Below are 3,714 nucleotides of genomic sequence, written 5' to 3'. Positions count from 1 at the left end.
TTTCTGAAAAACAAATTGCGGAACTTGAAAAAACAAAACAAGACAACCCATTAGTAACCGTTTATGCGCCCAAAAGAGGTTACATTGATGCTCTCAATATTCGAGAGGGTATGTGGGTTAAGCCTGAGACCACCATCATGAGCTTGACAGACCTTTCGCAAGTGTGGGTGATTGCTGAAATTTTTCCCGCACAACTCTCATCAGTAAAGATAGGCCAAGAAGCAAAAATCACATTCCCTCGTTCTGCTCTAAGTCAGCAGGGCAAAGTCGATTATATTTATCCAGAGATTGATCCCACTTCATTAACAGCGAAGGTTCGGGTTCGTTTGTCCAATCCTGAGTTCTTGTTCAAACCCAATATGTTTGTCGCTGTTGAATTTCAGGGTGCACCCAAGCAGGCCCTCCACATTCCCACAGAAGCAATCATTTGGGAAAGTGGTAGACAACATGTGATTGTGGCTTTAGGTGAAGGAAAATTTCAGACTCGCAAAATTGTTACAGGAATTGAAACCTCGGGACAAATAGAGATTGTTTCAGGTCTCAAGAAAGGAGAAAGGGTCGTTGCCTCTGCACAATTTCTCATTGATTCTGAAGTGAATATGAAATCAGCTTTGCAACGTTTGGAAACGCCGCCTGCCTCCACTGATCATTCCGCTATGGACCATTCCTCCATGGGACATGGTTCATGATAGCCCAAATCATTACCTGGTCATTGCACTACCGCAAGGCTGTTCTGTTTTGTGCCGTTCTGTTGTCCGTGTGGGGTATCTATACTGCTGCAAAGACCTCTGTTGATGCCATACCTGACTTATCCGATGTTCAAGTGATTGTTCGAACCAGTTACCAGGGGCGGTCGCCCCAAGTCGTTGAAGAGCAGATCACCTATCCCCTAACTACGACCATGATGGCAGTTCCTGCTGCTAAAACAGTCAGAGGTTATTCTTACTTTGGGGATTCGTTTGTTTATATTCTTTTTGAACCAGGAACCGATCTTTATTGGGCAAGGTCACGTGTTTTAGAATACCTCAATCAAGCTACCAGTAAACTTCCTCAAGGTGTTCGCCCTGAGCTTGGGCCAGATGCCACAGGCGTTGGGTGGATTTACGAATATGCCCTTGTTGATCGAACAGGCAAAAAAGATATCTCTCAATTACGCAGCCTTCAAGACTGGTTCTTAAAGTTTGAACTTCGTACGGTACCGGGCGTTGCTGAAGTAGCAACCATTGGCGGAATGGTTAAGGAATATCAAATTGTCCTGAATCCAAATGCTCTTCGAGCTCTGGGTTTATCCATTAAGGAGATCATGGAGAAGGTCAAAGCAGCAAATACAACTGGTGGGGGGTCGGTTCTGGAACTCGCGGAATCTGAATATATTTTACGCACAGATGGATTCATACGATCCCTTGCGGATGTTGAGCAAATTCCTGTTGGTCTCAGTAAAAACGGTACGCCCGCCTTTCTGAAGGATATAGCTACCATTCAACTCGGGCCTCAGCAAAGAAGAGGGATTGCAGAACTAAACGGGCAGGGTGAAGTGGTCGGGGGTATTATTGTGATGCGTTCTGGTAAGAATGCGCTTGAGACAATTCAAGGGGTAAAGGATAAGCTGAGCAGTTTAAAGAAGGGGCTACCAGAAGGTGTGGAGATTGTTACTACTTATGACCGCTCAGGCGTCATAGAACGATCAATTAAAAACCTATTCGAAAAAATATTTGAAGAATGCTTAATTGTGGCCTTGGTATGCTTAGCTTTCTTACTCCATTTACGTTCCGCCTTTGTGGTTATTCTCACGCTACCGTTGGGCATTCTGACAGCCTTTATCGTGATGTATTATCAAGGAATTACCGCCAACATTATGTCCCTGGGTGGTATCGCTATTGCTATTGGTGCCATGGTGGATGTTTCCGTCGTGATGGTTGAGAATATTCATAAACATCTCGAAACTTGGCGGCATAAAAACCCTAAGAAAAAAATGACATCTGCCAATCACCTAAGTATCGTTCACCAGGCAGCAATTCAAGTTGGTCCTCCCTTGTTCTTTAGCTTACTCATTATTACCATCAGCTTCTTGCCCATCTTTGCGCTTCAAGGACAAGAAGGTTTGTTGTTCTCTCCTTTGGCTTTTACCAAAACCTATGCCATGGCGGCAGCAGCAGGATTATCCATTACACTTGTCCCAGCTCTGATCGTTTTTTTGATAAAGGGGAACCTTCCTTCTGAAGAGAAGAATCCTCTAAATCGTTACCTCATCAAGGTCTATCATAAAACCATTCAACCTGTGCTTGAGTTCCCGAAAACAACCTTATTAGCTGCTGTTATCCTGTTAGGACTGACCCTCTACCCCCTTGCTAAAATCGGTTCAGAATTTATGCCCCCGTTGCAAGAAGGTGATCTGCTTTATATGCCAAGTACTTTCCCGAGTATTTCCATCGGAAAAGCGAGCCAATTATTGCAACAAACCGATAGAATGATCGCTCAAATTCCTGAGGTCAAAAGTGTATTCGGTAAGATGGGTCGAGCCGAAACGGCAACCGATCCGGCACCTCTAGAAATGCTGGAGACAACAGTTCAATTGAAGGACCCCTCTGAATGGCGATCGGGCATGACCATTGAGAAGCTTATTGCTGAACTCGATGAAAAAGTCAAAGTTCCAGGTCTTGTAAATTTGTGGGTACAACCCATTAGGAATCGTATTGAGATGTTGTCTACGGGGATCAAAGGAGCTTTAGGGCTAAAAATCACAGGACCTGATCTCAAGACGATAAACGCCATTGGTCAAGAGGTCGAAAGTATTTTGCGAAAACTCCCTGGGACTAGTTCCGTTTATGCTGAGCGACTTGAAGGAGGACGGTATCTTGATATCTCTATAAAACGTGCTGAAGCAGCTCGTTACGGTTTAAACGTTAATGATATTCAAGACGTCATTAATACCGCAATTGGGGGAGAGGCCATAACAGAGAGTGTGGAGGGTGTTGAGCGATACCCCATCAACATCCGCTATCCTTTGGAGTGGCGAGATTCTATAGAGAAGATTCGGCAATTTCCTATCCTCACACCTACCAAGGCGCTTATCCCCTTGGAAGCTATTGCCCATATTAAACTGATTGATGGACCAACGATGTTGCGTCTTGAAAATGCCCGTCCCAGTGGGTGGGTCTACATCGATGTTCAAAACCAAGACATTGGGTCTTACATTAGAGAAGCGCAAAGTTATCTTCAAGCGAATTTCAAGCTGCCTGCAAGTTACTCTTTAACATGGGCGGGGCAATATGAATCTATGCAACGTGCCAACCAACGCATGTTGATGATTGTGCCTCTCACCCTGTTAAGTATTTTTCTTCTCCTCTATGCCATTTTTCGTCGTTGGGTTGAGCCACTGCTGATTATGGTTACGTTACCCTTTGCCGTTATTGGAGGGTTCTGGTTCGTATACTTACTCGGATATAACTTATCTGTAGCTGTTGATGTCGGGTTCATTGCGCTTTCAGGTATTGCCGCTGAATTTGGGGTGGTTCTGCTGATTTACCTCAATATGGCTATCAAACAGCATGAAGAGAATGGGAAGCTAAAATCAGTTAAAGATTTAAAAAAAGCCATCATTGAAGGGGCTGTCATGCGTGTGCGGCCAAAATCAATGACTGTTGCCATCATTCTCGCAGGGTTGTTTCCCATTATGATTGGTTATGGAACGGGATCTGATGTGATGAAAAGAAT

General features: G+C 44.4%; 2 protein-coding genes. Both read left to right on the top strand.

The genetic code is table 11. The features are described from left to right. Positions 1-689: efflux RND transporter periplasmic adaptor subunit (locus K2Y18_08895; GenBank protein ID MBX9805850.1), on the top strand; the 689-nt coding region annotated here is incomplete at its 5' end. Further along, positions 686-3,714, top strand: a 3,029-nt coding sequence (locus K2Y18_08890) for a CusA/CzcA family heavy metal efflux RND transporter (GenBank protein MBX9805849.1), incomplete at its 3' end; no start/stop codon positions are given. The genes K2Y18_08895 and K2Y18_08890, both read left to right, overlap by 4 nt.

The sequence above is a fragment of the Alphaproteobacteria bacterium genome (assembly GCA_019746225.1).
Classification (GTDB): domain Bacteria; phylum Pseudomonadota; class Alphaproteobacteria; order Paracaedibacterales; family VGCI01; genus VGCI01.
Note: the sequence above shows the minus strand (reverse complement) of the source record. Positions and strands in the feature narration are given on the sequence as shown.